At 63.7% G+C, this 24,743-nt stretch carries 25 protein-coding genes and 2 tRNA genes; 6 read left to right on the top strand and 21 right to left on the bottom strand.

Annotated features, from left to right (window positions below):
* Positions 1-51: 51 nt before the first annotated feature.
* The gene (locus RH831_RS08195; RefSeq protein ID WP_310553719.1) at positions 52-1,164 is read left to right on the top strand and encodes a GTP-binding protein; all 1,113 of its coding nucleotides are present in this window, start codon (positions 52-54) and stop codon (positions 1,162-1,164) included.
* Here RH831_RS08195 and dph5 read toward each other — a convergent pair whose 3' ends face one another.
* Positions 1,165-1,935: a diphthine synthase gene (gene dph5, locus RH831_RS08200; RefSeq protein ID WP_310553720.1), complete on the bottom strand. Its 771-nt coding sequence runs from the start codon at positions 1,933-1,935 to the stop codon at positions 1,165-1,167.
* An 85-nt stretch (positions 1,936-2,020) separates the two neighbouring features.
* Here dph5 and RH831_RS08205 point away from each other — a divergent pair, with 85 nt between their 5' ends.
* From RH831_RS08205 to RH831_RS08220, 4 genes are all read left to right on the top strand, one after another.
* Positions 2,021-3,007, top strand: a complete 987-nt coding sequence (locus RH831_RS08205; protein ID WP_310553721.1) for a class I SAM-dependent methyltransferase family protein — start codon at positions 2,021-2,023, stop codon at positions 3,005-3,007.
* A gap of 63 nt (positions 3,008-3,070) precedes the next feature.
* Positions 3,071-3,144: transfer RNA gene (locus tag RH831_RS08210), tRNA-Thr, on the top strand.
* 154 nt (positions 3,145-3,298) lie between these two features.
* Positions 3,299-4,705: a multicopper oxidase family protein gene (locus tag RH831_RS08215; RefSeq protein ID WP_310553722.1), complete on the top strand. Its 1,407-nt coding sequence runs from the start codon at positions 3,299-3,301 to the stop codon at positions 4,703-4,705.
* Between the two features lie 78 nt (positions 4,706-4,783).
* Positions 4,784-5,047 carry a hypothetical protein gene (locus RH831_RS08220; RefSeq protein ID WP_310553723.1) on the top strand — a complete coding sequence of 88 codons (264 nt, stop codon included), beginning with the start codon at positions 4,784-4,786 and terminating at the stop codon, positions 5,045-5,047.
* 62 nt (positions 5,048-5,109) lie between these two features.
* On the opposite strand, the gene RH831_RS08225 is transcribed toward RH831_RS08220, so the two are convergent.
* From RH831_RS08225 to RH831_RS08275, 11 genes are all read right to left on the bottom strand, one after another.
* Positions 5,110-6,396, bottom strand: a complete 1,287-nt coding sequence (locus RH831_RS08225; protein WP_310553724.1) for a hypothetical protein — start codon at positions 6,394-6,396, stop codon at positions 5,110-5,112.
* Complete coding sequence (locus RH831_RS08230) at positions 6,393-7,013, bottom strand: hypothetical protein (RefSeq protein ID WP_310553725.1); 621 nt, start codon at positions 7,011-7,013, stop codon at positions 6,393-6,395. Before RH831_RS08230 ends, RH831_RS08225 begins: the two co-directional genes overlap by 4 nt.
* 68 nt (positions 7,014-7,081) lie before the next feature.
* Positions 7,082-8,317, bottom strand: a complete 1,236-nt coding sequence (gene thrC / locus RH831_RS08235; protein WP_310553726.1) for a threonine synthase — start codon at positions 8,315-8,317, stop codon at positions 7,082-7,084.
* A 39-nt stretch (positions 8,318-8,356) separates the two neighbouring features.
* Positions 8,357-8,749, bottom strand: coding sequence for a secondary thiamine-phosphate synthase enzyme YjbQ (locus RH831_RS08240; protein ID WP_310553727.1), 393 nt, complete (start codon positions 8,747-8,749; stop codon positions 8,357-8,359).
* Positions 8,750-8,795: 46 nt separating this feature from the next.
* Positions 8,796-10,127, bottom strand: coding sequence for a glutamate-5-semialdehyde dehydrogenase (locus tag RH831_RS08245; RefSeq protein WP_310553728.1), 1,332 nt, complete (start codon positions 10,125-10,127; stop codon positions 8,796-8,798).
* Entirely contained in the window at positions 10,120-10,974 is an 855-nt protein-coding gene (gene proB, locus RH831_RS08250) for a glutamate 5-kinase (RefSeq protein WP_310553729.1), read from the bottom strand. Before proB ends, RH831_RS08245 begins: the two co-directional genes overlap by 8 nt.
* Positions 10,967-11,740 carry a pyrroline-5-carboxylate reductase gene (gene proC, locus RH831_RS08255; RefSeq protein ID WP_310553730.1) on the bottom strand — a complete coding sequence of 258 codons (774 nt, stop codon included), beginning with the start codon at positions 11,738-11,740 and terminating at the stop codon, positions 10,967-10,969. The genes proB and proC overlap by 8 nt, the downstream gene beginning before the upstream one ends.
* Before the next feature lie 56 nt (positions 11,741-11,796).
* Positions 11,797-13,998 carry an LUD domain-containing protein gene (locus tag RH831_RS08260; protein ID WP_310553731.1) on the bottom strand — a complete coding sequence of 734 codons (2,202 nt, stop codon included), beginning with the start codon at positions 13,996-13,998 and terminating at the stop codon, positions 11,797-11,799.
* A complete protein-coding gene (locus RH831_RS08265) occupies positions 13,995-14,507 on the bottom strand; it encodes an LUD domain-containing protein (RefSeq protein ID WP_310553732.1) in 513 nt (170 codons plus the stop codon). The genes RH831_RS08260 and RH831_RS08265 overlap by 4 nt, the downstream gene beginning before the upstream one ends.
* 42 nt (positions 14,508-14,549) lie before the next feature.
* Positions 14,550-15,254, bottom strand: coding sequence for a PGF-CTERM sorting domain-containing protein (locus RH831_RS08270; protein WP_310553733.1), 705 nt, complete (start codon positions 15,252-15,254; stop codon positions 14,550-14,552).
* A gap of 6 nt (positions 15,255-15,260) precedes the next feature.
* Positions 15,261-16,007, bottom strand: a complete 747-nt coding sequence (locus RH831_RS08275) for a hypothetical protein (RefSeq protein WP_310553734.1) — start codon at positions 16,005-16,007, stop codon at positions 15,261-15,263.
* Between the two features lie 248 nt (positions 16,008-16,255).
* Here RH831_RS08275 and RH831_RS08280 point away from each other — a divergent pair.
* A tRNA-Met gene (locus tag RH831_RS08280) sits at positions 16,256-16,330 on the top strand.
* A gap of 39 nt (positions 16,331-16,369) precedes the next feature.
* Here RH831_RS08280 and RH831_RS08285 read toward each other — a convergent pair.
* The 9 genes from RH831_RS08285 to RH831_RS08325 all read right to left on the bottom strand — a co-directional run bounded on the left by RH831_RS08285 (position 16,370) and on the right by RH831_RS08325 (position 24,741).
* Positions 16,370-17,344, bottom strand: a complete 975-nt coding sequence (locus tag RH831_RS08285) for an AIR synthase family protein (protein WP_310553735.1) — start codon at positions 17,342-17,344, stop codon at positions 16,370-16,372.
* Positions 17,345-17,400: 56 nt separating this feature from the next.
* On the bottom strand, positions 17,401-18,462 hold the full coding sequence (mtnA, locus tag RH831_RS08290; RefSeq protein WP_310553736.1) for an S-methyl-5-thioribose-1-phosphate isomerase: 1,062 nt from the start codon (positions 18,460-18,462) through the stop codon (positions 17,401-17,403).
* 35 nt (positions 18,463-18,497) lie between these two features.
* Positions 18,498-19,172 (bottom strand): class II aldolase/adducin family protein, encoded by a 675-nt coding sequence (locus RH831_RS08295; RefSeq protein WP_310553737.1) that lies wholly within the window; start codon positions 19,170-19,172, stop codon positions 18,498-18,500.
* A gap of 33 nt (positions 19,173-19,205) precedes the next feature.
* On the bottom strand, positions 19,206-20,261 hold the full coding sequence (amrS, locus tag RH831_RS08300; protein ID WP_310553738.1) for an AmmeMemoRadiSam system radical SAM enzyme: 1,056 nt from the start codon (positions 20,259-20,261) through the stop codon (positions 19,206-19,208).
* A gap of 41 nt (positions 20,262-20,302) precedes the next feature.
* Positions 20,303-21,478, bottom strand: coding sequence for an FAD-dependent oxidoreductase (locus tag RH831_RS08305; RefSeq protein WP_310553739.1), 1,176 nt, complete (start codon positions 21,476-21,478; stop codon positions 20,303-20,305).
* 51 nt (positions 21,479-21,529) lie between these two features.
* Positions 21,530-22,510, bottom strand: coding sequence for a phosphomevalonate decarboxylase MvaD (gene mvaD / locus RH831_RS08310; RefSeq protein ID WP_310553740.1), 981 nt, complete (start codon positions 22,508-22,510; stop codon positions 21,530-21,532).
* A 74-nt stretch (positions 22,511-22,584) separates the two neighbouring features.
* Complete coding sequence (locus tag RH831_RS08315) at positions 22,585-23,157, bottom strand: UbiX family flavin prenyltransferase (RefSeq protein ID WP_310553741.1); 573 nt, start codon at positions 23,155-23,157, stop codon at positions 22,585-22,587.
* On the bottom strand, positions 23,150-23,560 hold the full coding sequence (locus RH831_RS08320) for a DUF126 domain-containing protein (RefSeq protein WP_071933044.1): 411 nt from the start codon (positions 23,558-23,560) through the stop codon (positions 23,150-23,152). Before RH831_RS08320 ends, RH831_RS08315 begins: the two co-directional genes overlap by 8 nt.
* The gene (locus RH831_RS08325; RefSeq protein WP_310553742.1) at positions 23,557-24,741 is read right to left on the bottom strand and encodes an aconitase X catalytic domain-containing protein; all 1,185 of its coding nucleotides are present in this window, start codon (positions 24,739-24,741) and stop codon (positions 23,557-23,559) included. Before RH831_RS08325 ends, RH831_RS08320 begins: the two co-directional genes overlap by 4 nt.
* Positions 24,742-24,743 lie beyond the last annotated feature (2 nt).

The raw sequence follows: 24,743 nt of genomic DNA on the forward strand, positions 1-24,743 counted from the left end.
CCCGACTCGGATGGGACAAGCTTTTCGGCACCTGCCGAATACCGGATGATGATGGGACTTGAGGAGGAGATCGAGGCACTCGAAACGGAGATTGCCGAGACTCCGTACAACAAGTCCACCGAAGCACATATCGGCCGTCTCAAGGCGAAACTCGCGGAGAAACGCGAGAAACTGGAGGCCCAGCAGGACTCTGGTAGTGGTGGCGGCGGGTACGGCGTCGAACAGTCCGGTGACGCCACCGTAGCCCTCGTGGGCTTTCCCAGTGTGGGGAAATCGACGCTGATCAACGCACTTACCAACGCCGACAGCGAGGTCGGCTCCTATGACTTTACGACCCTCGATGTCAACCCCGGCATGCTCGATTATCGGGGGGCGAACATCCAGTTGCTCGACGTTCCGGGCCTCATCGAGGGGGCGGCCGGTGGGCGGGGTGGCGGCCGGGAGGTGCTCTCGGTCATTCGAACGGCTGACTTGATCGTTTTTCTCCTCTCGGCCTTCGAGATCGAACAGTACGAACGGCTGGACGAGGAACTCTATCACAACGACATTCGCCTGGATACGGAACCCCCGTCGATCACCGTCCGAAAGAAAGGCAAGGACGGGATCGACGTCAACGCCTCTGCGGAACTCTCCCTCGATGAGGAGACGATCAAGGGCGTGCTCCGGGAACACGGCTTCGTCAACGCGATCATCACCATCCGCGGTGATCCGGACCTGGACGAACTCGTCGACGGGATCATGGACAACCGGGTGTATCTGCCCTCCCTGACCGTTGTGAACAAGGTCGACCTCATCGACCCGAGCTACGCCGACACCATGCGGGCGAACCTTCGTGATGTCGGGGTGGACCCGGACGAGGCCGTGTTTATCAGCGCCGAGAAGGAGAAAGGCCTCGATGCCCTGGTCGATCGGCTATGGGAGGAACTCAAACTCATTCGGGTCTACATGGACAAGCCGGGGCGAGGCGTGGATTACGAGGACCCGGTGATCCTTCGGGCCGGCGAGACGGTCGACGATCTACTCTCGAAACTCGGCGGTACCTTCGACGATCGCTTCCGGTTCGCTCGCGTAACGGGCCCGAGTGCGAAACACGACGAACAGCAGGTCGGTCGCGATCACACCCTCGCCGACGAGGACGTGTTGCGAATCGTCGCTAGTCGCTGATTATTCGAGTAACGCTTCGGGCGCGTCGCCGAACGCCGCCAGCGCGTCCACTTCGATGGGATGTAAGTCTCCAGGGATGAGCAGCATATGTGGTGGCGGACCGAACGTCATCTCCGAGAGCGCCCCCAGACGGTCCGCTTTGACTGTCGGCTCGGGACTCCCTGCACGGCCGATGACGACACCGAGCGGGTCCGCGCGCCAGTGGTCGGCCAGGAGTCCGGCGGCTGTCCCCCCGTCCATTAGCTCCTCGGATTCGGCCTTGATATCGAGATAGGCCAGCGTGTGTAGTCCTCGTTCTCGATTCGCCTCGATCGTGTCGATAACCGAGTCGGGGACGCCATCGGCTCCGTGGGCCCACGGGAAGGGGATCGTCGTCGACTTTCCGAACCGATAATTCTGAAGGCCGGTGAGCCCACTGGCCGCGGTCTGGGCAGTGGGGGCGTGGACGATTCGGGTCCCGATATCTCGCTCGTGGGCACGTAGTCGCAAGTCCACGTGAGTGGTCGAAACGGTTGGATCACCGGCGGTCAGGAAGACTGCGGGCCCCGTCTCGGCCGCTTCCAGGATCGGCTCCGGGTCCTGTTCGACCCCAGCCCGGTCCCGAACCTGGATCGTCACGTCGTGGTAGGCCTCCAGATCTTCGACCGTCGCCGCGACGAGTCGACTGGTGTAAAACTCGGCAAAGACGGCCTCGGCGTCTCGAATGGCGTCCCGTCCCTCGATGGTGACAGAGCGCTCGTCGTACAGCCCCAGGCCGACGAAAGTGAGCATGGCTACGCTGGGGGACCCAGGGCAGTAGGCGTTTCGACCCGCGGAAAACGCCACGTGTATGTCCGGCGGGCGTGGAGCGTGGCGTATGACCGTCCCCTGTGTCGCTGTCGAGCGTCAGGCTGGCGAGGCCACCCGACAGCGACTCGCCGAGGCTGGACTGCTCGCAACCGAGTGGGACATCGACGTCGACGGGGAGCAGGTCTACATCCCCGTCACCGATCCGACGGCGGTCCCGGGGGATCTGCACGTCGTCGATCACGACGCCCCCGAACGACAGACACAGCAAATGCCGGCGGACTTGTTGGGCTGGGAGCCCAGCTACGAACGACTAGGCGACCTGGCGATCATCGACGAGGACGACCCGGACCGAGCAGACGCGATCGCCGATGCCCTCTGGCAGTCGGACCTGCCGATCGATGGGGTGCTCAACCGGGCCTCGAAGGTCAAAGGCGAAACCCGGACCCGTGACTGGGATGTCCTCCGGGGTTCGAGCACACAGACGGTTCACCGCGAATACGGCGCCGAGTTCCTTTTGGACGTGGATTCGGTGTACTTCTCGCCCCGACTTGCGACGGAACGCCATCGGGTCGTCACGCAGGTCGAACCGGACGAACAGGCCTTCGACATGTTCGCCGGTGTCGGACCATTCGTGATTCCGATGGCCAAACGAGGGGCGACGGTAATCGGCACTGACGTCAACGAGGTCGCGATCGATTTCCTCCGCGAGAATGCCCGGCGGAACGGGGTCGAAGATCGGGTGACTGCTATCGCCGGAGACGTCCGGGACGTGGCCCCGGAGTACGAGAACTGGGCCGATCGCCTGGTCATGAACCTGCCCCACTCCGCAGACGAGTTTCTCGATACTGCCGTGTCACTCGCCGGCGAGCACGCCCGGCTTCACTATTATGACATCCAGCACGAGTCGGCCCCGTTCGAACCGGGCGAGGCGGCGATTCGAGACGCCGCCGAACCGGAGTACGAGGTCTCCGTTCGGACTCGCCACGAGGTTCGAACCTATGCTCCACACGAGGTGAACGTCGTCCTCGACGTTGACCTGGATCGAGTCGACTGAGCCCGCCGTCTGTCGAATCGATCGCAAGTCTTATTCATTCACTGCGAATACGGATGGTTACGCGCCGGTGTAGCTCAGACTGGTAGAGCGAATCCTTCGTAAGGATTAGGTCAAGGGTTCAAATCCCTTCACCGGCTTGTTTTCCGCTTCGAATCCGGGTTCTGCGGGCACACCACGTATATTCGAGGCACCCGTCTCGACAACGAATGAGAACCCAGCATTGCTTGGCGCCGACGGAAGGGAACGCTGTCGACGACGCAGTATCGATGTCTTTCCCAGTGGTGGGGCACCATGACTGAACCTCCCTCGAACACACGCCGGCGACTCCTCCAGACACTCGGTGCAGCGGGGCTTGGGGCACTCGCGGGTTGTGCGAGCCTCGATGGGCCATCCCAGGAGGGAGAGACGCCTTCAATCACCTCCAAAACGCCGCCTGCAGAGCCGGCAGATCACGAGGCCACCGTTCGTGCAGCGAGTGGAACGGTTCAGCCGGGTGGCGACCTCACCTCAGAAACCTGGGTCTACAACGACCAGTTTCCGGGCCCGGAACTCCGGGCGAAAGCGGGCGACGTGGTCGCTTTCGAATTGCAAAACGAACTACCAGCGGAGACGACGATCCACTGGCACGGCGTCCCCGTGGCCAACGAGATGGACGGCGTTCCACACGTCACACAACAGCCAGTTGCAGCGGGTGATTCGTTCACCTACAAATTCCGGGCGGAGCCACCAGGGACGTACTTCTATCATAGCCACGTCGGCCTCCAACTCGACCGGGGACTCTTCGGGCCACTCATCATCGAGGAGTCTGACCCGCACGTCGAATACGACCGGGAATACACGATCGTCCTCGATGACTACCTGACTCGCGAACCCCAACCGCTCTTCGGCGAAGACTCGTTTGGCTCCGGGGGGATGATGGGCACCCAACGACCACCCTATGCCGGGTTGCTGGTCAACGGGCGATCGGCCGCCGATCCAGCAGTATTCGACGTTCGCGAGGGAGAGCGTGTGCGCCTTCGCTTTATCAACGCGAGCAGCGCGACACTCTTTCAGGTGCAACTGGGAGGCCACCCGATGACGGTATCACATGCCGATGGACGGCCCGTCGACCCAGTCACCGTCGACGGCTTTCAATTCGGCTCCGGCGAGCGATACGACACGATCCTTGAAGCGACGAATCCGGGAACCTGGGAGATTCGTGCCACGCCCCTCAATGGATCCGAACCGCCGGCACGAGCAGCGATCACGTACGAGGGCGTCGAGCCGAGTTCGCCAGTTGGGCCGTCCCAAAGCAATAACCTGCTTTCCTACGGCGATCTCCGGGCCCGCTCGCCGCTTTCCGGGGTCAGTGGCAATCCGGATCGGACGTTCGACCTGTCGCTCTCGCCCGGCGGTCCATCCGGCCAGTGGTTGATCGACGGCCAGGCCTACCCGGAGGCGGATCCGCTTCAAATTCGGTCCGGCGAACACGTGCGGGTCCGGATGACCAATCAAAGCCCGGTCCCCCATCCGATGCATCTCCACGGGCACTTCTTCCAGGTGGGTGATGCAGTCAAAGACACCGTCGTCGTCCCCGGCCACATGGGCCAGGAGACATTCGACTTCGTGGCCGACAATCCTGGTGACTGGCTGTTCCACTGTCACAACCTCTATCACCTCGAAGCAGGAATGGCTCGGGTCATAGAATACGTCGATTAACGGGAGTCTAGACTGCTTTTGACCGTACCCAATCAGTTGGCCAACGGGTTTACCCCCTGTAGTCACCTGTGAATAGATATGGAACGACCCGACTGTGCCCAGGAGTTCGCGCCCCACACCGAGATCGTCTACGAACAGTTAGAAGAACAGCCCTTCATGACCCAAGACGAGCTTATCGAACGCACCCACCTGCCGTTTCTGGCTGTCAGAGACGCGACCGAGACGCTCAAGGAGTGTAACCTGATCGAGGAGATCATCTACTCACACGGGAAACTCCGCCTCTATCGACTGAAGTCCCCCGAAGAACGCGCACGCGAAGAGCGGCAGGCCTCGGTCGCCTGATAGCGAACAGAGATTGGGGCAGCGATTTCCTCGTTCGTTCTCCGTTTTTGTGTTATTGATTGTCACTCCTCCAGAGTCGACACGACGAATGGGACGGCTTCGGCCACGGCGTAAGCTGACACCGTCGCATACCTGAACTGGGCTTCGATCTCCTCGACGTCGTAATAGCCGTCATCCAGCCGCCGAACGCCAGATTCGTAGGCGCTCCGGGCAGGTCTCGCGACCGCGAAACGAAGCCGCGAATGGTCGTCCTCCAGCAGGGATTCGATAGCTGAAACCGCCCTCTCCGCGGCCGTTTTGACGGACGTCTCGGTCGAGGCGTCTGGTATCGCCCCATCACGAATTCCTTCGGCGACCGCCTCGTAGGCAGCGATTGCAGCCAGCGTCCGACCGGCCTGCAGAATGGCGGTCGCGGGTTGTCCGTTTACCCGTCGGTCGCGAATCGGGTCGTCCCCGTATCTGAGTTCCCGATCCGCGCTGTGTAGCAACTCGCGTTGAATTCCGGATAGTTCGATCCCTTCGAACTCGTCCATCGACGGGTTCTCGGGGAGGTCGACACGCTCGCTTTGGGTTCGACTCACTGAGATTTCGAGGTCCCTGAGGCTGCGAAGCAGCCGGTTCCACTGTGGCGAGGCGTTCGGTCGGGTTTCGAGGTACTGATTCCGGATTCCGCGGGCCGATTCGACCGTAGCGATGGCCGTTTCGACGGCTTCGAACGCGTTTCCGGCCTGTTCGACGTTCGACAGCGGTCGATCGGGATACGCCTCCTGTGGTTCGCTCTCGTGGCGGGCCTGTTCGAGTCGACGTTCGATCGGGGCGTAGACGAGCACCGCTTCGACGGGCGTGCTCGCCTCGTATTCGATCGCGGTAGAAACTGAGGACCACGCTTCGCGGCTCTCCCGGCGACGGCGCGAGACCGCCCCACCGTCGTCGTTGCCAGTGGCCGCCCGATAGGCACCGTACAGTTCGGCCGCACTGGTCCGAGTTCGTTGCCTGCTGTGAAGGGCTTGTAGTGGTGGGCCATCCGGTTCCGTCTCCAGCTGGGTGCGAACATGCTCCCTGTCTGTGATGATTTGCTGGGCGATGTGGCCGTTGGGGATCGATGGGTCGGTCGGAACCGATTCGACGAGCGCGTTCGCACGAGCTTGATGGGTCTCCTGCAATTCGGGCGCCAGGTCGAATGGAAGCACCGTCTGGGTCGGCAACGTGTCGGGCTCCCACCCCTGCAGATCCTCGGCCTCGATCCCGGAATCTGAATCATCGGACCCACCATCGAGAGATAGACACCCGGCGAGACCGGTCACCGCCCCCAGTCCCAGGCTGCCGAGGAACTGACGCCGACTTTTCATTCTGCATCACCCGATTGGACCGTCACCGTGCCGTCGAAGATGGTTGGGTCCGGTCGACCTCGACAACGGCTGCTCATCCCGCTCCCGTGTCCGGAAACCCCACGCCCATCGACCGGTAATCGAACCGCGAACCCGACCGTGTGAGTTCGCTCGCTCGAACAGGCGACGTCTGCAGATCGAGGGGTTCGACAGAAATCTAGGTGGGGGCCCCCATCATCGTCGACGGTCGCCTGCCGCAGGACGATCTTGTGACACTCCTCCACGCCGCTGGTCCACAGAAAGAGTGATTCACCCTCGAAGTTCGTCTCCTGGGCGTAATCTCGGAGCTGTGTTGCGGCCTCGTTCGTGGCGAAGTCGACGGCTTCGAGGTCCTCGGCCGTCGCGAGATAATCCGAGTAGTGACGGGCACGTTGCGGTCGAACCGTCGTCTCCTGTCGTTTTTCGGGCTCGACGATCGGTTCGCCACTACGCAGTCTGGCCGACTGGAACTCGAAGTCGACGGACTCCTCGGTTGGATCGGGTTCAGTTTCGACCTGCTGGGACCCCGTACAGCCAGCCAGCGCGACCAGACCGGTCGTCACCGCCGCGAGCGTTTCGCGGCGTGTGAAGGGATTCATTGGCACTGATTCAGACCGAATCGTCAATACGTCTTTGGACGATCAAAGCGGAATTTGACCGAGCGACGTCACTCGCTGTACAGGGCGTTGACTTCCTCGATACTGGGTTTGATTCGTGTGGCCTCGCCGGTCGCACGGTTCGCGCTTTCCGTGTCTTTCAGCCCGAAGCCAGTCGAGACGACGACAACTGTTTCGTCCGGTTCGATGGGTCCCTCCTCGATGGCAGTCCTGACCCCCGCCAGTGCAGTGCCGCCGGCTGGCTCGGTGTAGATCCCCTCGGTGCTCCCAAGGAGCACTTCGGCCTCGAGGATCTCCTCGTCGGAGACGCGGACGGCCGTGCCCTCACTCTCCCTGAGCGCACGAACGGCTTTCACCGTGTTTCGAGGGCGGCCCACGGCGATGCTGTCCGCGAGCGTCTCCGCGACTGGGTCGCCCTCGGGCAGGTCGTGAAACGCGTCGTGGATGGCAGGGGCGCCCGCAGCCTGCACGCCGAGCATCTTCGGCGTGTCCTCGACGTAACCCAGATCGGCGAACTCTTTGAGTCCCTTCCAGGCTCCGGCAATGGTACACCCATCGCCCATCGAGAACGCGACCCAGTCGGCCATCTCACCGCGAACATGGAGTTGTTCGGCCAGTTCGTGACCGACCGTGCGTTTGCCTTCGACCTGGAACGGATTGATGGCGGCGTTCCGGTTGTACCAGCCATAGGCCTCGGTGGCCGCGACGCTGAGATCGTAGGCCTCATCGTAGGAACCTTCGACTGCGAGTACGTCTGCCCCGTAGACGAGTGGCTGGGCGAGTTTGCCAGCCGGCGCGTCTTCGGGGACGAAGATCCGGGCGTCGAGGCCGGCTCTCGCGGCGTACCCCGCGAGCGACGCGGCGGCGTTCCCCGTCGAGGCGCAGGTGAGGACGTCTTGGTCGGCATGGGCGGCTTTGGTCACTGCCACGCTCGTCGCCCGATCCTTGAGACAACCCGTGGGATTTCGCCCATCGTCTTTGACTAGTGTCTCGACCCCGAGTTCGGCGCTCAGATTCGGTGCCTCGAAGAGGTCGGTGCCGCCCTCCCCGAGCGTGACAATCTCGGCGTCCTCATCGACCGGAAGAAAGGCCTCGTACTTCCACTGGCTCTCGATGTGGCCGTCGAGGTCGGCATCGAACCGCTCGTCGATCAGGTCATAGTCGTAAACGACGTCGAGGATCCCGGTGACTCCATCGTGGTTCGGACAGGTGTAAATCGGCGCGTCCGGGTCGTAGGTTTCCCCACAGACAGTACACTCCAGGGCCTCGACGTGGTCCATGGCCATAGGCTCAGTTCGAGTCGACTGACTTTGTTCTTGGCCTCGTCACTCGCAGCTGATGACCTTGATCGTGCGAGTTCGCGGGCCGTCACATTCTACCAGGAGGACGGACTGCCAGGTGCCCAGTTGCAACGTGCCATCTGCGACGGGAATCGTTTCGCTCGGGCCGACCAGCATGGCCCGGATGTGGCTATCGGCGTTATCATCGATTTGATCGTGCTCCCAGCCGCCGTCCGGGACGAGTGAATCGAGCGCGGATTCGAAGTCGTTCAGAAGCCGTTCCTCTCCTTCGTTGACCGTGATCCCGGTGGTCGTATGGTTGCTGAAGACGGTCACAGTCCCGGTCGCTCCATCCGGAACTGCCGCCTGAACCTGGTCGGTAACGTCTGTGACTTCGAGCCGGTTCGTCGTCTCCACAGTCAGGGATTGCGCACTCATGGCCACGAAAACGAGTCAGCGGACCAAAATTCCCGGTGCCGATCTGTCAGTTCCGGGACCGGCGTCCGGGAACCCACTCGCCGTCGAACTCCTCGTGGGTGAACGGCCGTGGGTTGTCGCCAGCGTAGGTCGCGACGAGTTGGCCGTCGCCTTCGAGGTAGTACTTCGTGGTCGTGAGCCCCTCCAGCCCCACGGGACCACGAGCGTGGATCTTGCCCGTGCTGATGCCGACCTCCGCACCGAGGCCGTAGCGGTAGCCATCCGCAAAGCGCGTCGAGGCGTTGTGGAAGACACTCGACGCGTCGATGGACTGCATGAATCTCGCCGCGCTGTCCGCGTTTTCGGTCACGATGGATTCGGTATGTTTCGAACCGTAGGTGTTGACGTGATCGATGGCCTCGGGGAGTTCCTCGACGACCTTCACCGAGATGATCAGGTCGCCGTATTCGGTCTCCCAATCCTTCGGGGTCGCGGCGTTCACGTCCACGATCTCGCGAGTTCGCTCGTCTCCCCGTACTTCCACGTCCGCGGACTCGTACTGCTCGACCATCTCGGGGAGGAACGATTCGGCGACCTGCTCGTGGACCAACAGCGTCTCGACGGCGTTACAGACGGCCGGATACTGGACCTTCGCGTCGAAGGCGATGTCGGTCGCCATCTCCAGGTCCGCCTCGTCGTCGACGTAGACGTGACAGATCCCCTCGGTGTGGCCGAGCACCGGGATCTTCGTGTTGTCCTGGATGTACTGGACGAACTCGGTGCTCCCCCGGGGCATCAGGAGGTCGATCTGTTCGTCCATCTCCAGGACGGCATCGACCTCGGCGTGGGCCTCGATGAGTTGGACCCAGCCATCCGCGATGTCCGCGGTGACCTCCTCGATGATGTCATAGAGGACCCGATTCGAGTGCAGTGCCTCGCTGCCGCCTTTCAGGATGACGGAGTTGCCGGATTTCAGACTGAGCGCGGCGATCTGCACCAGCGCGTCGGGTCGGGACTCGAAGACCGTCCCGAGGACGCCGATCGGGACCGCGACCTTGTAGAGTTCGAGGTCCTCGTCCAGTTCGCGTGCAGTCAGGGTCTTTCCAAGCGGATCCGTCTGGTCGGCGACGCTGCGTACCATCTCGGCGATGCTCTCCAGTTTGGTCGAATCGAGTTTCAGCCGATCGACGAGTGCCTGGCTGTACTCGCCGGCTTCGAGCATCGCCTCGGCCTCGGTGACGTCTTTCTCGTTCGCTTCGAGGATCTCGGACTCGCGTTCCAGAATGGCGTCGGCAATCGCCCGCAGGCCGTCGCTGCGCGTGTCGTTCGAGGTCTGTGCGAGTTCGAGCGCGGCACTTTCGGCCGCGGTGACCTTGGCTTCGGTGTCGTACTCACTCATCGGTTTTACCCACTGTTTCCGCGGTCTTGCCGTTTACGGGGAGGAACAGCGTCCCGACGGCCGCTCCGGTCGCGATCTTCTCCAAGACGTCCGGCTCCGTCGACTCGGCGATGATGGCCGGAATGCCGTGTTCGTTGGCCTCCCGGGCCCCCTGAACCTTCGTCCGGATGCCCCCGAACTCGGCGGTCGAACTGTGCTGGACGATCTGCTGGACCTCGGCGTAGTTTTCCCCGACGGCCTCTATCTTCTCGGCCTCCGGGTCCTCCTTTGGATTGCCCGTATACACGCCGCCGACGTCGGTGAGCGTGACCAGTAGATCCGCGTCGACCCCGACTGCCACCGAGGACGAAATCATGTCGTTGTCGCCGATCTTGATCTCCTCGATAGCGATGGCGTCGTTCTCGTTGATGATTGGGACGACACCCCACTCCAAAAGCGTCTCCAGGCTGTTCCGGAAGTTCGAGAATCGTTCCGTATCGACCAGGTCCTCCTGGGTCAGCAGGATCTGGGCGATCTTTTGATCGTAGCGCTCGAAGCTCTCGGTGTACCGGCGCATGAGGTGGCTCTGGCCCACGGTCGAGGCCGCCTGCATGTCCTCGACGGTTTCGGCCGGCTGATCGACCCGGCCCTTGCCGGCCCCGATTGCCCCCGACGAGACGAGCATGACCTCCTTGCCTCGCTCGCGAAGGTCCATGATGTCATCGACGAGTTTGTCGAGTTTTTCGTCGTCGAGATTCGACTCCTCGTCGGTCAGTGAGTTCGTCCCTGCTTTGACCACCACGCGGTCGGCCTCGGCAGCGAGCCGGCGGGTCTCCTCGATCAGTTCGGCGCTTGGTCGGTCAGTCATGTTGAAATTCCCTCGAAATCTCGATCGAACGGTCCTCGGCAGCCCTGACGGCGTCGCCGAGCACGGTGTCTACGTCGCTATCCCACAGCACTTCCATGCCCTCGATGGTCGTGCCACCCTCGGAGCTGACCGCGTCGATGAGCGACTCCAGAGTTTCCTCGGACTGGAGAACGGTTTCGGCTGCCCCTTTGAACGTCTGGGCTGCAAGCACCCGGGCGTCAGCTTCGTCGAGGCCGCTCTCGACCCCGGCTGCTGCGAGGGCCTTGATCAGATAGAAGACAAAGGCCGGGCCGCTCCCGTTGACGGCAGTGGCGATGTCCATCTGGGCCTCCGCTATCTCGACGAATTCACCGAGATCGGCGAGAAGCGCGGCCACGTCAGCAGTGGCTTCGGGTGTGACCGCACAGGCCATCGTCCCGGTTTCGGCGGCCAGGTTCGGCATCCCCCGGATGACCGTGGCCTGGGTCCGCGATTCGAGGAACTCGACTGGCACCGCGGCCGCGAAGGAGAGCAGGGTCTGATCGGAGGATAGCGGCAACTCGTCCAGCACAGCCCCGACCGTTCCCGGCTTGACGGCCAGCACCACGACGTCGGCCTCGGCAGCCGTCGCGAGGTCCGTGGTCGTCCGGTCGGCCGCCTCGCTCACGCCGGCGAGTGCGGCCTCGCTCACGTCACACGCTGTGATCTCGTGTGTCCCGGATCGTGCCAGCCCCCTGATCACGGCACTGCCGAGGTGCCCGCAACCGATTACACTTACATGGACCATTCTCTGTGTAGAGGTGTTGCCTGTGGTGAATATATGGACTTCGAACTCGACCTCGGTTAGCGCGTGTGCTCCGTCCAGGCCTGCTCGACCAGTTCGACCGGATGCGGCGGCTCGTCCCCGTCAGCAAGCGACTCGATCTGTGCGACACAGGAGGTCCCACTCGCCAGGACCTCGGTGTCGGTGACCTGCGGTTCCAGGTCCCCGCCAACGGCCATGCTCAGCTCGTAGAACTGGGATTTGTAGCCGAAGCTTCCGGCCATCCCACAGCACTCTACATCGGTCGTTCGAACGTCGTACCCGAGCGCTTCGAGGGCCTCGACAGTTGGTTCCTCGAACCCGGCCGTCCGCTGCTGACAGTTGCTGTGAAAGACGATTTCGCCACTTGCTCCGGATTCAATCTCGCTCTGGGACTTGAGCAGGGGCGTGACATACTCCAATATCCCGACCGTTCCGGCCTCGATCTTTGCGGCCGTCTCGGTCGGGAGGAGTTTCGAGTACTCGGAGCGAAACAGGGCCAGGTCACTCGGCTCGATCACGAGGACGGGCTCCTCCGCAGCGATGGACGAGTCGAGGGCCTCGGCGACCTCGTTTGCCTGCTCGGTCGCTGTTGAGATCATGCCCTGTGAGAGCGGGGCCCGGCCGGAGGGCAGTACCGGAGTCACCTCGACCGATAGATCGAGTTCCCGAAGGAGTCGAACCGCTGCCTTTCCCCGTTCCGGATACAGGTAGTTCGTGTAGAGGTCCACGAAGAGGTGGACCGTCGTGTCGGCCGAATCGGGGTTTTCCTGGTGGTCCGCCCACCAAGAAGCGAACGTCTCGGTCGCCAGGTGTGGCAGCGAGCGCCGACGATCGATTCCGACGGTCGATTCGAGGAGCCGATCCACGCCCGGTAGCGAGAGCGCCCAGTTCGAAACCGGAGCGAGGGAGGATCCCAGCCGCAGGACGGTATCGATGTTCCCGAAGAAGCGCTTCTGGCGGTCCAGGCCCGTGGCCTCCTGATCGGGTACGAGCGGATCGATCAGGTGATCGACTGCGTCCGGGGTTTTGCCATGATTTCGCCGTTCCCGGACCACCGTGTTGATCCACGGGATGTCGATTTTCACCGGACAGTTCGGCACACACCGCGAGCAGGACGTACAGAGGTCGTTGAACCCCGCCGTGGCGTCCGGGCCGTCGATCCCAGCCACCCAGCCCGTTCCGATCCCACCGGTGTAGGTGTCACCGCCGAAGGCGTGCCCCCCGACCTGCTGGAAGTTCGCACAGGAGTTCAGACACGCCCCACACCGGATACAGTAGAGCGTCTCCCGGAGGTGCGGGTCCTCGCGCATCGCCGTGCGCCCGTTATCGAGGAGTACGAGGTGGAACTCCCGGTCGTCGTCGCTCGCGTCGATCGGCTGGTCCGGACGGTCGAAATCCAGCGTCGGTGTCTTCACCGGCGGTGTCAAAAGCGAAACGTACTGGGCGATGTCCTGGCCGGTCGCGGAGCGCGCGATGAGTTCGAGGAACGGGTGTAATTCCTCGATCGAGGGAATGAGCTTCTCGATGCCGGCCACGGCGACGTGCGTGTCCGGAACGACGGCCGATTTGCGGGCGTTGCCCTCGTTCGTGACGAGGACGATCGAACCACTCTCGGCGAGCACGAAATTCGCGCCCGTGATGCCCAGATCCGCCTCCTTCATTCGTTCACCCAAATACTCCCGGGCGAACGCAGTCAGTTCGGCGGGGGTCTCCAGTGGGGAGTCCGGATCGAACTGTTCGTTGAAGAGCGTGGCAATCTCCTCGCGGGATTTGTGCAGCGACGGCCCGACGATGTGTGATGGGGACTCCTCGGCGAGCTGGATCACGAACTCCCCCAGGTCCGTCTCGAAGACGTCCGCACCCTCATCAGCGAGATGTTCCCGCAACCCGATCTCTTCGGTCGTCATCGATTTCGATTTGACTACCGTTTCCCCCGCCTGCTCGTCGAGCACGTCCTGAACGTAGCGGTTCGCTTCAGCCCCGTCTTTCGCGACGTGGACGTGCCCGCCGTTTGCCTCCACGTGCTCCGTCACCGTCTCGATCAGCGTCGGGAGATCCTCGATTGCCCGCTCCTTGATCTTTCGCGCTCGATCCCGGCTGGACTCGTAATCGTCAAACGCCGCGACGGACTCGTACCGATTCTCGTTGAGGTTTCGGACCTGTTCGTTGACGGCCGCCCCATCGGTGGTCATCACGTCCCTGATGCGAGCAGCCGTCTGTCGCCTCGATTCCTCCGTCATCGGTCTGCCACCACGATTACGTGGACCTCACTTGGCCCGTGGACACCCTGGACGTGTCCGCCCATGTCGGCGGTCGCACTCGGCCCAGTGGCGAAGACGCCACTCGACGGGCCTGCGGCCAACTCTTCGCCGAATCGATCGACGGCTGCGGCCAGCTCCGGACACACGTCACTCGCTGCCAGCACGGCAACGTGACGTTCGGGAAACAGACTCACCGGTTCGGCCCCGTCAGCACTGCCTTCGATGAATACAGTTCCGAGCGTTGCGATCCCGAAGGAAACGGGGGTTACGCCGGTTCGGGCGGCGTCGAGTTTCCGGGGCGTCAACGTGGTTTCCACGTCGGTCTCCGCGAGTGACACCCCGTCGATGGGGAGTGAGACGCCCACGGCCGGGTATTCGACAATCCCGTCGAGGGTCGAGTCGAAGCTCGCTGCTCGTGTCCTCGTGACCGCTAGGTCGTGATCTGCGGCGGCCGTCTCGAATTGCGTCGTCTCTGCGCCCGCGTCCATACTGGAAGCGAGACAGGGAGCCACGTAAGGGTTTGTGGCTGATCAGCGACGTCGATAACCGAGGAGGGCGGCACCGAGAAGCGCGATGCTCGCCGCGGCGAAACCAAATCCGGGGGTCTCAGTCGCCGACGAGTCGGCGGTTAGCTCGAGTTCGAAATCAGTTACGTCAGCCCCAGCGGCCCATTCGAGTGTCGTCCCGTCCTGGGCATCCGGCGTCGGCTGGGCCTCCTCGACGGTGTAGTCCGCCGGCACGTGCACGACAATCGGTCGGTCAGCGGAGAAGCCGCTGGCGAAGGGTTCGGTGAGGACCAGTCGATCCCCATCGACGAGCGCGAGTCCCTCGATGGTCGCCGAGAGACGGATGACACCGGTCTCACCGTCCTGGGTCGTCGCGAGGTCGATACTCGTCTCGGACACCGTCACGTCCCTGTCGACAGCGGTGCTGATCGATCCGGCCAGGGCCCCCATTCGGTCGGCGAATCGCGCTTCGACCGCTGCCCTGGTTGTCTCGTTCTGGCTAATAGATTCGAAGGCCTGCGTTTCCGCGTCGCTCGTGAGGTCTCGCGTGTGGACCAGGGTCAGGTCACCGGTGCCGTCGGCTTCGATGTCCACGACGACAGACGGCTCGGTGGGGGCTTCCTGGGCGGCGACCACGCTCGACCCGATTCCCAGGGAGAGCACGAGCGTTATCGCGAGGGTGATTGTTCCGACTCGGTGCGCGTTCGCCCAGCGTGAGTCCGTTGTCATGGGATATTAGCGGTCTGTGGTCGTACCGCCGGCGACGTCAGTTGGCGAAGTCGTTCGGTCGTCAGTCATGTTAGCTCCCATCATGGGTGTCGTTGTCGGTCCGTTCGGTCGGTTCATTCCGTCCCCGTGGGACGGACCGCCAGGCGCGTGCTGGGGTGGACCGTACGAGTGACCCATCGATGGCCCGGCAATCCGCTGGGCCATCGCAGCAACTTCTGGACCGGCCATCGATCTGGCATGCTCCTGCATCTGGGCGAGTGCCTGGACGTCGACGTCCTGTTGTTCGAGGACAGCAGCCGGGATATTCCGGGCCGTTCGCTCCGTGAGGTTCGCGTACTGCTCCAGGGTCCGGGTCTGGGCGACCAGCCCAGTCACTTCGCCCTGGTAGCGGGCAGTCGAGATGGAACCGTTCTGGTGGGCCCGCTCCATCTCCTGGAGTCGCTGTTCGAGATGCTGGGAGCGGTTTTCCAGCTCCCGCTGCTCTGTCGCGAGCATCCGGGCTCGCGTCTCATTTCCGTCACCGGCCGCTATCCGCAAGGCGAAGGCCCGTTGCTCGACTTCGCCTTGCAATTCAGCCTGTTGTGCACCGATCGAGCCCGAGAGGACTGCGCCCGGCGCGATTGGCTCCGCGGTCGTGGTCTGAACCTGGCCCGTATTCGCGTCTGGACTGGCCGATCCGGCCAGGGCCACCGCCGGCACGACGCCTGCGGCGACCACCGACAGGACGACAAGGATCGACAGTGCTCGTTTCATTACAGTCAGGTAGAGGCCACACAGGGCCATATACCCGCAGGACGCTCAACGCCGGTTTCGCTCTGTTAACCCGAATTCGAGTCCGTTTGTTCGTGCTTTCGATCGGGTTTGTGTTGGATTTCCTCCGCAAATGGGAGATTAGTTGGGGGAAAAACGGCTGCCGTCGCCCAATTGTGCGGGGCGTTATGTGTTGTCACGCACGGAGGGAAATCACAACCCTCTTTCCGTCCCCCACCATACGAGGTGATAGCGGGATGGGATAGCCTGGAGATTCCGCCGGCCTCATGAGCCGGAGAGCGGTGGTTCAAATCCACCTCCCGCTACTTCTTTCCGATTTCAGTCCCTTTGGATCAGAACTCTCGTTATTCCCAGAGTCGATACATGTCGTCCCGGACCGGCTCAGTGAAAACCCGTTCACCAAGCGTCAGCGTCGAGGGAGTCCCTTCGACGACAGAACCGATGTGAGCCGCCTCGATGCCCGCCTCTGTCAGGGCCCCGAGTGCATCGTCGAGTTCAGCAGCGGGGACAGTTGCGAGCAGCGCACCGGACCCGAAAATCCGGAACGGGTCGACGCCCATCGCGTCGGTCAGCACGGCCGTCGCTTCTCGGATCGGGACGGCGTCGGGATCGACCTCGATCGAGGCCTCGGAAGCACTCGCCATTTCGAGCAGCGCGTCGATAAGCCCACCCTCGGTCGGGTCATGCATACCGGTCGCAAAGGAACGTAATACGGCCGCGTCGTCGGTCACCCCGATGTCCTCGAAGAAACCCACTCCATCCGCTATGAGTGCCGGATCGACCCCTTTCTCACGAAGTTCCGACTCGAAATCCGAGGCGAGGATCGCCGTCCCTTCGATGGCGGCCCCTTGGGTCAAGATTAGTTCGTCGCCCGGACTCGCGCCGCCGGTCGGCACGTAGGGGTCGCCCATCCCCATGCAGGTCATCATGAGCAGCGGCCGATCGAGTTGCTGGTTGTACTCCGAGTGGCCACCCACGACGGCGACGCCGATAGATTCGGCCGCTTCGTCGATCTGGGTCGTGATACGTTCCAGCGTGGCAGCGTCGGCATCTGCGGGCAGAAAGACGACGTTGGTCATCCAGGTGGGATCCCCGCCAGAGGCGGCGACGTCGTTGCAGGCGACGTGGACACCCAGTGTCCCCACCCGATCGACGGCGAACCAGAGCGGGTCGGAGCTCACGACGAGCGTTCCCTCGGGCACGTCGATTGCGGCCGCGTCCTCTCCGTAGGCTGGCCCCTGGAGCACCGACTCTAAATCCGCGCCCTTCCGTTGAAACACGTGGGCCGCCAGGTCGTCTGGCGAAACCTTCCCAAGCATGGCCTATTCTCGAATGTGTGCGGCCTTGTACCTGCCGGGATCGGTCCGAAAGGTGATCAGTGCCGTGGGCGGTTTTCGGCGACGTCCCTCAGTTCGATCGGCGGCTCGAAAGCCCCATCTTCGGTTACCAGGTAATCGACCAGTTCCATCGGCGTCGCGTCGAAAGCCGGGTTGCGAACCGGGACGTCCGCAGGGGCGTTCTGCGAGCCGTAGATCTCTCGGAGTTCGACCGGGTCCCGCTCCTCGATCTTTACGCGGTCGGCGCTGGTGTTCGCGTCGACGGTCGAGGTGGGTGCCGCGACGATAAACGGCACGTCGTGACGGTCGGCAAGCACCGCCTGCTTGTAGGTCCCGACCTTGTTGTAAACCACGCCCTGGTCGCCGAACTGGTCGCCGCCGTCCAAAACCACCCGGTCAGCCCCGACCACGACCGCGTCGACCTCGCCCTCCTGCATGAGCAGGCCGCTCGCGTTGTCCGGGATCAGGGTGGTCGGCACGTCTCGCTCCATCAGTTCGACGGTGGAGATACGGGAGCCCTGGTTGAGCGGCCGGGTCTCGTTCACGACCACGTCGATTTCCTTCCCCGCCTCTCGGGCCGAGTAGACCACACCCAGGGCCGTCCCCCAGTCCACGGTGGCCAGTGCCCCCGCGTTACAGTGAGTCATCACGGTGTCCTGGTCTCCCAGCAGCTTCGCCCCCTCGTCGCCGATCTGTTTGTTCCGCTCCACGTCGCGGTCGGCCAGGTCCTCGGCCGCCGAAAGGGCCGTCTCCCGGACCTCCTCGACGGTCATCCCCAACTGGGCCTCGTCGAAGGCCTTCGAGACGCCCCGCTCCAGGTTCACCGCCGTCGGCCTGGCACTCGCGATCCGCTGAGCGTCGGCCTTGACCGCCGTGAGTAACGACTCGGCCTGTTTCAGTTGGTGCTGGCGGGTCGCCAGCGCGACGCCGTAGGCCCCCGCTGCTCCCAGGGCAGGGGCCCCCCGGACGCGTAGCATCTGGATGCTCTCGATGAGTTCGTCGACTGTCTCGGCCTGGTAGGTCGTGAACTCACCAGGAAGTTTGGTCTGATCGACCATCTCGATGCAGTTACAGTCCTCGTCCCAGGAGATCGTTCGCATGACTGCGGGTATGTCGTGGGCGCTCAAGAATGTGGTCAGTCGGCGTCGTCCCCTTCTGGTTGCCCGTAGCTGTCGAACTGCGCCATCGCGGCTTCGAACTGTGTCGGGGTCAGCTCGACCGGGTCCCCGACGGCCTTGGCCTGCAGGTACACCTGGGCCGTCGACTCCACCGCAACGGCTGTCTCGATGGCGTCCTGAACATCCTCGCCGCCCGCGACAAGCCCGTGATTCGCGAGGATACAGGCGGTCGTTCCCGCCGACTCCATCGTCGAGACCGCGGCCTCGGCCAGTTCGACTGTGCCGAAGGGTTCGTACGGGGCAACGGGAACAGGTCCACCCGCGGCCGCGACCATGTAGTGCACCGGCGGGAGTTCCTCACCGAGCACCGCAAGCGTGGTTGCCCAGGGAGAGTGGACGTGCGCGATGGCCCCGACGTCGAGCGAGCGGTAAATCCCGAGGTGCATCGGGGTCTCGCTGCTGGGGGCCAGATCGCCGGTGACGGGCTCACCGTCGAGTGAGAGGACTGGGACAGACCCCGGCTGGATCTCCTCGTAGGGGACGCCGGACGGCGTGATCGCCACCCGGTCGCCCGACCGAGCGCTTAGATTGCCCGTTCGTCCGGGTGTCATCGCCGCGATTTCGGGGACGCCCGTGGCGATGGCCGTCCGCAACTCGCTGGCCGTCGCTTCGTCACTGGTCGAATCGGTCATACTGGACCTCCGGCACCCGGCACTTTGAACCTATCAGGTCTCGACGTCTATCGGCCAGCCGCACTCACATTGGCCATCCAGGTCGGCGACGATGGTGGAATCAAACCCCGCCCGGCGGATCCAGGTTCGGCCACAGTCCGGACAGACAGTCGAGTTGAACCGCTGATTCCGGACGTTGCCGACGTAGACGAACTCCAGCCCGGACTCGACGGCGATCTCGTGGGCCTGCTCCAGGCGCTCGATCGGCGTGGGCGGGCGGTCTTGCATCTCGAAGTCGGGGTGAAACCGGGAGAAGTGGACGGGAATCGACGAATCGATACCCGCGACCCACTCGGCGAATTCCCGGATCTCCTCGGGGTCGTCGTTCAGGCCCGGAATGACGAGATAGGTGACCTCGGTGTGAATGCCCTGCTCGTGAACCCGTTCGACCGAATCCAGCGTGGGCTGGAGTCGGCTGCCCATGTACTCCAGGTGTGGGCCCTCGCGGAATCCTTTGACGTCGATGTTGATCGCGTCGAGGTACGGCCCCACTTCAGCGAGAAACTCCTCGGTGAAATAGCCGTTCGAGACCATCACGGTGTACAACCCTGCCTCGGTGGCCGCTTTGGCGCCGTCACGGACGTACTCGGCGTAGATCGTGGGTTCGTTGTACGTCCAGGCGATGCCGGCCGCCCCCTGTTCGAGCGCGCTCTCGACTGCCGCTTCGGGGCTCACCGCTCGAAGTTCGATGGTCTCCGGGTCCGCAAAGGCCAGATGATGGTTCTGACAGAACGCACAACGGAAGTTACACGCCGCGCCGCCGAAACTCAACACGTCGGTCCCGGGATGAAAGTGATAGAGCGGTTTCTTCTCGATGGGGTCGAGCGTTCCGGGTGGGCCGGGAGTGGGGTCGTACACCAGCCCGTAGGTGAGCAGTCTGAGTTCCCCATCGACGTTCTCTCGAACTCGACACACGCCACGCTGGCCAGGAGAAAGGACACATCGATGGGCACAGGCAGTGCACTCGACAGTATCGCCCTCACGATCGCGGGCGAGCGTCGCTTTCACCCCAGTAAGCTCTCGGTCGGTACTGGATTCTGGGGTCGCCATACAGAGCCTATGCACCGACTCCCAATGACCGTTCTGGGTGGTCAGGGGCGATCCCGGTCGAGTTCTCGCCCCGCTCTGGGATGAGCCAGATCGAACTCGCTGCGGAACACCGTCAGGGCGTTCTCGATCGCCCCGGCCGCGGAGAGGTACCGGACCCCGACGACGGATTTGAGCGCTCTGGCTGCCGGACCGGTCACCACCGTCGGCCCGAGCTGTGCGACGGCCGTGTCACCAACCGTCACGATGCGGCTCTCGCCCGTCTTGCGGTAACGGTGATAGGCCGGCCGAAACCCGGTCTGGTCGTCGGCCTGGACCCGGAGAATCGCGTTGTCGGCCGCCACCGTCGCCATTCCGACTGCTGCCTGCGCAGTCGGTTCCACGAGAGAGCCATCCTCGTCGACTGCCTGCACCGCGTCACCTGCGCCGAACGTTCGATCACCCAGCCTGAGATCGGCCCGCACCCGTGGTCGATCCCCGTCGAAGAGTGCCTGGCCCTGGATGCCGCCCGTCCAGACAAAGAGGTCTGCGGGAATGTCGAGTGTGTCGGCCAGGCCGACGACCGACTCGTCCGCGCCCGAGACGGTAGTCTCGGTCCGGATCTCGACGTTCCGCTCGGTGAGCGCCTGCCGAATCGCCTCCTGGAAACGGCCCGAGGAGCCAGGAACGATTTCGGAAGCCTGCTCGACGAGGATGATCGAAATGTCGGTCGCGTCCGCGTCGTTGCGCACGGCCGCGAGTTCGCCGGCGACCTGAACGCCGGCCAACCCGGCCCCAGCGACGACAATCGTGCCCGCTTCAGCTTCGAGAAGGTCGGCCATCGAATCGGCGATGTGTGTGGCATCCGCCGGCGTCGCGATCGGGACGCTGTGTTCCTCGACGCCGTCCAGTCCGTAGTAATTCGGCCGTGAACCGAGCGCAACGATTCCCGCGTCGTAGGACATCTGCTCCCCGTCCTCGAAGGTGACAGCGCCCGCGTCGGAATCGATCGACGCGATGGTTCGCTGGTCGAACTGGGCCCGTTTCAGGATGTCCGCGAAGGGAATTTGGAGTTCTGCCGCGAACTCGGGCCGTCTGATCACCCGATGCAACTCGTGTTTGATGAGATGGGTCGGCCGCTGATCCACGAGCACGATCTCGGCCGATTCCGGGAGGCGGCGTTCGAGCCGCGTCACTGCGACGATGCCCGCGTACCCGCCGCCGAACACGACGACTCGCATACCTCCATATCTACGCCCTGGACGGTAAGTGATGGGGTACTGGAAAACCGCTCAGAACAGGGCTTCGGTCTCCGGGAGCACAGTCGCTGGCCCGCCGGCCTCCCAGACACGGGTCTCGACGCCCAGATCGGCGATGGCCGCCTCGACTTGGGCGACGTGTTCGGCCCGGGTGTTCACGTAGACGGTCGCGCCGGTATCAGTGGAGAAGTAGACCGGCACGCCCTCGTCTCGCAGTCCCCGGACTGTCTCGAAGATCTCCAGCGTCTCGGGTTGCCAGTAAATCCAGGCCTCCGGGCCGGTCATCGTCGTCGCGGCCAGGCTCAGGGTGTCCCGCTCGGTCACCTCGAAGGCCGTCTCGAAGTCGCCCTCGCGAAGCGCCTGCCGCATCGCCGCGAGCTGATCGTGGACGTGGGCCAGCCGCGATTGCCAGAGGTGGCTCTGGGTCGCCTCTTCGTGGGCCCAGCCGGTCTCCTTGTAGGCCGGGACGATCCCGACGACGATCCGCAGATCGTCTTCGAGTGACGACTCGATCCGGGAGGAGCGACAGTCCTCGTCGGTCGTTCCCGCTCGCAGGTCCGAAAAGCCGCCAGTGACCGAACGGGCCGCCGAGGCCGAGCCCCGACGGGCAATCGTCGAGATCTCCGGGCGTGTGAGATCGAGCCCGGCAGCTTCGACCGCGGCCATCGCGGCGGCCGCAAACCCGGAGGAAGAAGAGCCCAACCCGACGTTCGTGGGCATGGAGTTCTCGCTCACCAGTTTCACAGGAACCTCGACGGCCGGATCATCAGCGATGGCTCGGACGCGATCCAGCACTCGTTGTACCCGTGCAGCGGCCTCGCCCGTGAGTTCCTCGCCATCGACGACGTACGTAGACTCGTCCAGCTCCGGGTCGAACTCCACCGTCGTGATGGTCTCCGCGGGCGCGGTCGCCACGCTGATGCTGTCGTGATACGGGTAGCGCAACTCGGCGTCACGCAACCCGTGATACTTGACCAGCCCCTGGATAGGGTGGGCCCTGGCGGTCGCTTTCATGGTGTGGAAGGGGACCGGCCACCGGATAAACACAACGCATCCCTGCACCCCTGCTTCAAGCGAAACCCGACCTGTCAGGCTGGATCCCAGGGCTCGTACCGGTCGTGTTCGACGTCGAAGCGATCGAGAATGGTGCCCACGGTCCGGTCGATCACGTCCTGGATGTTTTGTGGGTCGTAGTAAAAGCCGAGCACTGGCGGCACGACGGCCACGCCGCGCTTACGGAGCGCGAGCAGGTTCTCCAGGTGGGCCTCATTGAGTGGTGATTCCCGCGGCACCACCACGAGTGTTCGATCCTCCTTGAGGGTCACGTCGGCGGCGCGAACGAGCAGATTCTCGGCGTAGCCGTTCGCGATGGCCGCGACCGACTTCATCGAGGCGGGGACCACGACCATGCCCGCCGTGGGGACCGATCCCGACGCGATCGGAGCGCTCAGATCCTCGCCATCGTGGACTGTTGCCATCGATTCGAGGGTCGCCATCGTCTCTGCTCGGGAATCCGTCTCGTGGTCCATCACGGCCCTGGCACCCTCGGTGACCACGACGTGCACCGAGAAGTGCTCGGCGAGCGCTTCGACGGTTTCGACCCCGAGTCGCGTTCCCGAGGCCCCGGAGAGCCCGACGACCACCGTTTCGCGTTCAGTCATCGGCGAGCAACGTGACCGTCCCCTCGGTCGCGTCGACACGAACCCGGTCGCCGTCCTCGAACCGCTCCACGGCGTCCTCGATTCCGTCCACACAGGGAACCTCACCGAGGATGGCCCCGGTCGCCACGATAGTCTCGGTCTCGTGGTTGATGATCGCAGCGGGACCGGTCCCCTCCTGGGCCAACCCGTAGATGACATACGAACCGACTGTCGATCCCTTCCCCTTGGGGAAGACAAGGACCTTGCCCGCGATCGTCTCACCGGTGAGGTGATGGTCGGCCTCGATGAACTCGCCCGTGTCGGTGTCGACTGCACCGTAGAAACTGATGGGCTCGGGGGAGACCAGCACCTCGCCCTCCGCGACGCCCTCGGCGATCGTCCGCCCCTCGACTGTCTCGCTCATTCGATCGCCTCCTCGAGCAGGGAGAGTTTGTCGTCGAAGTGCACGTCCTGTTCACCGAATCCCGGGAGGTAGGCCGCCGCCTTCGCGGAGTCGGTGGCCGTGGATTCATAGCCCATCTCCTCGATCGGGGCGACGACGTTACAGGTGTCGCTGAGGACCATCCCGCCGGCGTCTTCGATCGTCTCCGTGTAGCCCATCCGGTCGGCCTGGGACTTGACTGCGCCGCTGGCACAGACCCAGAGATCCCGATCGAGTGACTCCCCGTCCAGCCGATCGGCCACCTGCCCGATCTCGTCGACTGAAGCGTGTGGACAGCCAAAGACGATGAGGTCGGTGTCCCCCGTCGAGTTGAGTTCGCCGTACTCGGCGTCGAGTTCCGTCGAGCCGAACTGCAGGGTTTCGAGGTCCGTCGGTGGCTCCTCGTCGGTGGTGACCCCGCCGACGAAGTGCATCGCCACCGCTCCGGTTGCGGCCATCGCCGCGCCGAGGGCCTTCAGTTCGTCCGTTGTCGCCCCATCCACGCCGGCGAAGTAGGGACGGCCGTCCTCCACGATCCGGCCCGCCCAGGAGCCAAGCGCGGCGAAATCCGCCTGATTCTGCAGTTCGACGTCGACGTCGATCCGATGGGTTGGGACACGGTTTTCCGCGAGGTGCAACCCGTACTTCGGGGTGCGACCCGTGATCGCCGCCGCGAGTGCGGAGGGACCGCCCTCGCGGTTGGTGCGTGCGCCAACCACGCTGTTCGCAAAGGAGACCGCCGAGGACTCCGCCCAGGCGATGTGTTCGTTCGGCCCGGGAAGGTTCCCCGCGAGGTACGGGGTACAGGTAAAGGAGACGGTCACACCCATCTCACGAAGTGCGCCCACGATTCGGCGCTGCTGCTTTGCGAACTCCGGGTCGACACCCATCTCCTCCCAGCGGTCGATGTCCATCCCCGCCGGGTTGGCGAACGTCTGGACCTCCACTTCCGCACCCTCCGCGGCGAACCCTTCGAGGAACTCAACCCCGGGGTCGCCGATCGACTTGTAGGAGATGCCCGAGGCCTGGGCGGAGCCGATCTCGACGAACTCCTCGGCGCCGTAGATGTCTCCGAGGCGCACGAGCAGCTCCATCGACTTTCGGACGGCCGGATTGTCTGATTCGAGCAGTGCCTGTTCGTCGGTGGTGAGATCGATTGGCATCG

It is taken from the genome of Halodesulfurarchaeum sp. HSR-GB, from assembly GCF_031432215.1.
Classification (GTDB): domain Archaea; phylum Halobacteriota; class Halobacteria; order Halobacteriales; family Halobacteriaceae; genus Halodesulfurarchaeum.